Source organism: Gammaproteobacteria bacterium, from assembly GCA_033720895.1.
Classification (GTDB): Bacteria; Pseudomonadota; Gammaproteobacteria; order Natronospirales; family JAJUFS01; genus JAWWBS01.
This window is the reverse complement of sequence record JAWWBS010000092.1, coordinates 1-4971: the sequence shown is the minus strand read 5'-3', so window position 1 is coordinate 4971 and position 4971 is coordinate 1. Positions and strand designations below refer to the sequence as shown.

The window sequence follows — 4971 nt, the reverse complement described above, 5'->3', positions numbered from 1 at the left end:
TACAACGTCGAGTCGGGCGAAACTCGCTCCATGCGTTCCAAGGAAGAAGCCAACGATTACCGCTACTTCCCGGATCCGGACCTGCTGCCGCTGGAAGTTACGCAGGAATTCCTGGAGGGCGTGAAGCAGACCCTGCCGGAACTGCCGGATGCCAAGAAGCACCGCTTCATGGAGCAGTTCGGCCTGTCGGCCTACGATGCGTCCGTGCTGACCACCTCGCGTGCCATGGGTGATTTCTACGAAGCCGTGGTCAAGGCGGTCGGCGAGAAGGAAGCCAAGCTGGCTGCCAACTGGACCATGGGTGAATTCTCCGGCGCCCTCAACAAGGACAGCGTCGAGATTGCCGATGCACCGGTTTCCGCCGAAGCGCTGGCGGGCCTGCTGAAGCGCATCGTCGACAACACCATTTCCGGCAAGATCGCCAAGGACGTGTTCGAAGCGATGTGGGCCGGCGAAGGCGATGCCGATGCCATTATCGACAAGAAGGGCCTGAAGCAGATCACCGATACCGGCGCGATCGAAGCGATCATCGATGAAGTGATCGCCGAGAACCCGTCGCAGGTCGAGGAATACAAGGGCGGCAAGGAAGCCTTGCTCGGTTTCTTCGTGGGACAGACCATGAAGAAGTCGAAGGGCAAGGCCAACCCGGGGCAGGTGAACAAGCTGCTGAAGGACAAGCTCGGTTGATATTCGCCATGCGGTTGTTGATCGTCCTGGCTGCCGGCAGTCTTCTGTCATGCGCAGGCAAGGGCGATCCAGCAACTCCGCCAGTTTCATCCATTGATAGTCGGAATATCGGCATGAGTGGCATCGGCGATGCATGCCTGACGTACAGCGATGCCGGCAATCTGTTAGGAGCAGCTGGTTTCCTGGTGCTCGAGGAGATACCCGGGGGTCGCGAACCGGTGCTGATCTTGAAGTGTGATGATGTTTACCTGCCTGGCAATCCCTCTACTGAATCAGCGATTGGCAAGTACGGCTATATTCGACTGGAGCCTGTTTCAGTGCTCGAAGCGGAAGAGGCTCGCTTGATCAAGTGCCTGGCTGAAATGACCAAGTCGCCTGATGACGATCGCAATCTTCCGATGCAGGTAAAATTGTCGTCTTGCCATGAAGTCATCTCGATCACGACCATTGATCGAATTCCCGTCAATCACGATGACCCGGATGCCACGCGAGTCATCATTGAAACCAATCCGATTTCACAATGAAACAGACCGACAGAGATTCCCTGCACCGTTTCCTGTTCGAGCAGATGCCCGTGCGCGGCGAGATCGTGCATCTCGATGCGTCCTGGCGTGCCGCGATGGAGCATGTGGATTACGCGCCGGCGGTGCGCGACCTGCTGGGCGATGCCATGGCGGCCAGCGTGCTGATGGCGTCGACGCTCAAGTTCAAGGGCGCGCTGACATTGCAGCTGCAGGGCGAGGGTGATCTCAAGCTGCTGGTTGTCCAGTGCGGCAGCGACCTCAACCTGCGTGGCCTTGCGAGGCTTGCCGACGAGGTCGACGGCTTGATGCTGGAGGACCAGCAATCCCGCATCGAAGGACGTGACATCAAGTCGCTGGCTGGCGACAAGGCGCGGCTGGTCATCACCATCGAGCAGGACGGCGAGGACGAGCGCTACCAGGGTATCGTGCCACTGGAAAAGGAAACGCTGGCCGAGTGCTTTGAAGACTACTTCCTGCGCTCGGAGCAGTTGCCGACCCGCATGTTCCTTGCTGCCAATGCGGAGACGGCAACCGGCATGCTGTTGCAGGTCATGCCGGGACATGAAGAAGACCAGGCCGCCTGGCAGCATGTCACCACGCTGGGCGAGACGATTACCGGTGAAGAGCTCGCCCGACTGGATGCGGAAACCATCCTGCATCGCCTGTATCACGAAGATGATGTGCGCCTCTTCGAGTCCGCACCGGTAGCATTTCGCTGTACCTGCTCGCGCGAGCGCATTGCCGACATGCTGAGGTCACTGGGCGAGAAGGAAATCGAGAGCATCCTTGCAGAGCAGGGCAGCATCGGGGTGAGTTGCGAGTTCTGTGCGCGGGAGTACCTGTTCGATGCAGTGGATGCCGCGGCGCTGTTCGTGGATTCGGTGACGGCGAGCGACAAGCAAAGCCACTGAATGTTCCAGCGGCGACGACTCAGCCGCTTTCGCGAATACCGATTTCGACAGGCAGTACCTCGTCATCCACCAGCACCCAGCCCGCCAGTTCCAGCACGCCTCGCGTTCCGAGCGACACCAGCAGGTGCAAGGTGCTCGAAAAGCCGCTCCGCTTCAGGTCGGCAGCGGCCGGGCGGACATTCGGTTCCGGGGACGAGAAGTAGACGGCAAAGATCTTTTCGCCGGCAATATCCATGTCATGCAGCGCGCGGTCGAGGCTGGCGCCGTCGAATTCAAAGCGCTTCCGGGTGGTGGATTCCTCGGGGCCGGCAACCGCCCAGGCACGCACGGGATCTTCGCCCTGCATGCCGATGACGCCACCGACGGGCGTCTCCGGGTGAAACTGTGCATGAGTCAGCAATTGCATGACCAGCTTGCGAGGCAGGATGACATTTTCTTGTTTCATGACGGGTCCGGTATCTATTTCTTGCGCGTAGCCGCAAAGCCACCTTCGAAACTGCCGATTTTCTTCCCGTCGCTGAAGACCTCGGCATGCAGCGTGCTGCGTGCCTTGCCATGGCGATCCAGTGAATCGACAAATCGGGCCATTTCTTCAGCCGATGGTAGCCGGCAGTGCGCTTCGAAGCCGGCAGCGGCCGGGCGCTGGAACTTCATGTGGCCTTCGTGAATCACGATGGCTGCATCCAGCTGGCGGGCATGCAACAGCAGCCAGATGACACTCCAGCCGGACAGCACCGCCAGCGAATTCAGCGAGCCGCCGAAGGCCGTTCCGATGTGGTTGCGATTCGGTTCCAGTGGTGCGACCAGGGAGAATGTTTCGTCGGTCAGTGCTCCGACCTTGACCTGCATGTGCGAAAGCAGCGGGATGGAATGGTCCAGGTAGGCCTGGAGCTCTTCCAGGGCCTGCGCAACGGGCAGGCGTTCGTCCAGCAGGGTCGTCGCTTTAGCCATTGTCTTCATCCGTATTGATGGCAGCCAGGGTCGGCGGGATTCGCTGGCTGCAGACGGGACAGTTCGGGTCCTTGCTGATGTTGGCAACCTTCCAGCTGCCGACCAGGGCATCGTAGCGATGCATCTGCCCGGCTACGGGCTCGCCGACACCGGTAATGATCTTGATGGCTTCGATCGCCATCAGGCTGCCTATCACTCCGACCACTGGCGCAAGAATGCCGTTGGAGCGACAGTTTTCCATGCCTTCGGCCGATTCGTCGTACAGGCAGGCGTAGCAGGGCGAGGCTTCCAGCTGCGGCTGGAACACCGTGAGATGGCCCTCGTAGCGAATGGCTGCGCCTGATACCAGCGGCACGCCAGCGCGCACGCAGGCTGCATTGATGGCAAATCGAGAGCCGAAATTGTCGGTGCCGTCCAGCACCACGTCGACGGCCTCGACTTCTTCCAGCAGTTCCTGTTCCGTCAGCCGGTCGTCGATGATGTAGACCGCGATGTCGGGATTGATGGCCAGCAACTTGTCGGCTGCCGATTCGACCTTGAGTTCACCGAGGTCGTCGGTGGAATGCGCGATCTGGCGTTGCAGGTTGGACAGGTCGACAACGTCGAAATCGCAGAGAATGATTTCGCCAACACCCGATGCTGCCAGGTACATGGCAGCCGGCGAGCCAAGACCGCCCATGCCAATGATCAGCGCGCGACCACGCGACAGGCGACGCTGGGCGTGCGGGCCGAAATCCGGCAGCGCCAGGTGGCGGCTGTAGCGCAGGTCGGGTGTGATGTCTCGCGTTGTCATGCTGCTGGCTCTGAATGCTCCTCAGCGGCGGCCGGGGCCTGTCGAATGCGGCACTGGAAAGCCCCGCCGAAAAACCGCATCCTAGCACGATACCGCATGACGAAAGGCCAGGGGGCGAAGTTGCAAATGGCAGATTCGAAGGCCGTGTTCAGGCCGTTGACAGAGTACCGGGAATTGCCGGAAGCCGAGATGAGAGCCAACGCAGAGGCTTTCCTGGCGCTGATGCGTCGTCGCCGCACGGTTCGCGACTTTTCTGATCGCCCGGTTCCCAGGGACATCATCGAGCAATGCATCCTGGCTGCTGGCACGGCACCGAACGGTGCCAACCTCCAGCCCTGGCATTTCGCCGTGGTCAGCGATCCGGAGGTCAAGCACAGCATCCGCGTCGAGGCAGAGAAGGAAGAGCACGAGTTCTACAGTCACCGCGCTTCGGAAGAGTGGCTGGAGGCGCTGCAACCCTTCGGTACCGACGAGCACAAGCCCTTCCTCGAAACGGCGCCCTATCTCGTGGCCGTGTTTTCACAGAAGTACGGCATGGATGCGGAGGGCAACAAGCACAAGCATTACTACCCGGTCGAGTCGACCGGCATTGCCACCGGGATGCTGATCACCGCGTTGCACCAGGCCGGGCTGGCCACGCTGACGCATACGCCAAGCCCGATGAAGTTCCTCAACGAGATTCTCGGACGGCCGGATTACGAACGGCCGTTCGTCCTGCTGGTGGTGGGCTACCCGGCCGGGGATGCCGAGGTGCCGGACATCAGCAAGAAGTCGCTCGACGAGATAGCGAGTTTCATCTGATGGTGTGCGCCGCATGGACATGAATCACGAATGGCCGGTCACCATGGCCTTGCTGACGGTCGGGCTGGTGATGCTGGCGGTATTCATCCATTACGAGGCTCTGAATTTCCTGTCACGCAACCTGCGCCGGATTTCGGAGGCGCCGCGGCCGAGAATCCTGGTACTGGTGCCGTTCATCCTGCTGACGCATGTCATCGAGATATGGGTCTTCACCGCGGGTTACCTGCTTGCCATGCAGCTCGGGCTCGGCACGCTGGCAGGCGACTTCAACAATACCTTGCAGGAGGTCGCGTACTTTTCCGCG

General features: G+C 60.5%; 8 protein-coding genes. 5 read left to right on the top strand and 3 right to left on the bottom strand.

Annotation, left to right across the window (positions count from 1 at the left end):
- The 3 genes from gatB to hslO all read left to right on the top strand — a co-directional run.
- Window positions 1–687, top strand: a 687-nt coding sequence (gene gatB / locus R3217_10235; protein ID MDX1455819.1) for an Asp-tRNA(Asn)/Glu-tRNA(Gln) amidotransferase GatCAB subunit B, incomplete at its 5' end; no start/stop codon positions are given.
- 113 nt (window positions 688–800) lie between these two features.
- Window positions 801–1211, top strand: a complete 411-nt coding sequence (locus R3217_10230; GenBank protein ID MDX1455818.1) for a hypothetical protein — start codon at window positions 801–803, stop codon at window positions 1209–1211.
- Window positions 1208–2122 (top strand): Hsp33 family molecular chaperone HslO, encoded by a 915-nt coding sequence (hslO, locus tag R3217_10225; protein ID MDX1455817.1) that lies wholly within the window; start codon window positions 1208–1210, stop codon window positions 2120–2122. Before R3217_10230 ends, hslO begins: the two co-directional genes overlap by 4 nt.
- Window positions 2123–2141: 19 nt before the next feature.
- On the opposite strand, the gene R3217_10220 is transcribed toward hslO, so the two are convergent.
- From R3217_10220 to R3217_10210, 3 genes are read right to left on the bottom strand one after another with little or no spacing between them, the layout of a single operon-like run.
- Entirely contained in the window at window positions 2142–2567 is a 426-nt protein-coding gene (locus R3217_10220) for a hypothetical protein (GenBank protein MDX1455816.1), read from the bottom strand.
- Between the two features lie 14 nt (window positions 2568–2581).
- The gene (locus R3217_10215) at window positions 2582–3073 is read right to left on the bottom strand and encodes a YiiD C-terminal domain-containing protein (GenBank protein MDX1455815.1); all 492 of its coding nucleotides are present in this window, start codon (window positions 3071–3073) and stop codon (window positions 2582–2584) included.
- Complete coding sequence (locus R3217_10210) at window positions 3066–3866, bottom strand: HesA/MoeB/ThiF family protein (GenBank protein MDX1455814.1); 801 nt, start codon at window positions 3864–3866, stop codon at window positions 3066–3068. Before R3217_10210 ends, R3217_10215 begins: the two co-directional genes overlap by 8 nt.
- A 126-nt stretch (window positions 3867–3992) precedes the next feature.
- Between R3217_10210 and R3217_10205 the strand changes: the two genes are divergently transcribed.
- Both R3217_10205 and R3217_10200 read left to right on the top strand, forming a co-directional pair.
- Window positions 3993–4667, top strand: a complete 675-nt coding sequence (locus tag R3217_10205) for a nitroreductase family protein (GenBank protein MDX1455813.1) — start codon at window positions 3993–3995, stop codon at window positions 4665–4667.
- A 13-nt stretch (window positions 4668–4680) separates the two neighbouring features.
- Window positions 4681–4971: two pore domain potassium channel family protein (locus R3217_10200; protein MDX1455812.1), on the top strand; the 291-nt coding region annotated here is incomplete at its 3' end.

Excerpts from the sequence above, each read along its gene's own strand:
- R3217_10230 (MDX1455818.1), top strand. The coding sequence starts at position 801 with ATGAGTGGCATCGGCGATGCATGCCTGACGTACAGCGATGCCGGCAAT.
- hslO (MDX1455817.1), top strand. The coding sequence starts at position 1,208 with ATGAAACAGACCGACAGAGATTCCCTGCACCGTTTCCTGTTCGAGCAG.
- R3217_10220 (MDX1455816.1), bottom strand. The coding sequence starts at position 2,567 with ATGAAACAAGAAAATGTCATCCTGCCTCGCAAGCTGGTCATGCAATTG.
- R3217_10215 (MDX1455815.1), bottom strand. The coding sequence starts at position 3,073 with ATGGCTAAAGCGACGACCCTGCTGGACGAACGCCTGCCCGTTGCGCAG.
- R3217_10210 (MDX1455814.1), bottom strand. The coding sequence starts at position 3,866 with ATGACAACGCGAGACATCACACCCGACCTGCGCTACAGCCGCCACCTG.
- R3217_10205 (MDX1455813.1), top strand. The coding sequence starts at position 3,993 with ATGGCAGATTCGAAGGCCGTGTTCAGGCCGTTGACAGAGTACCGGGAA.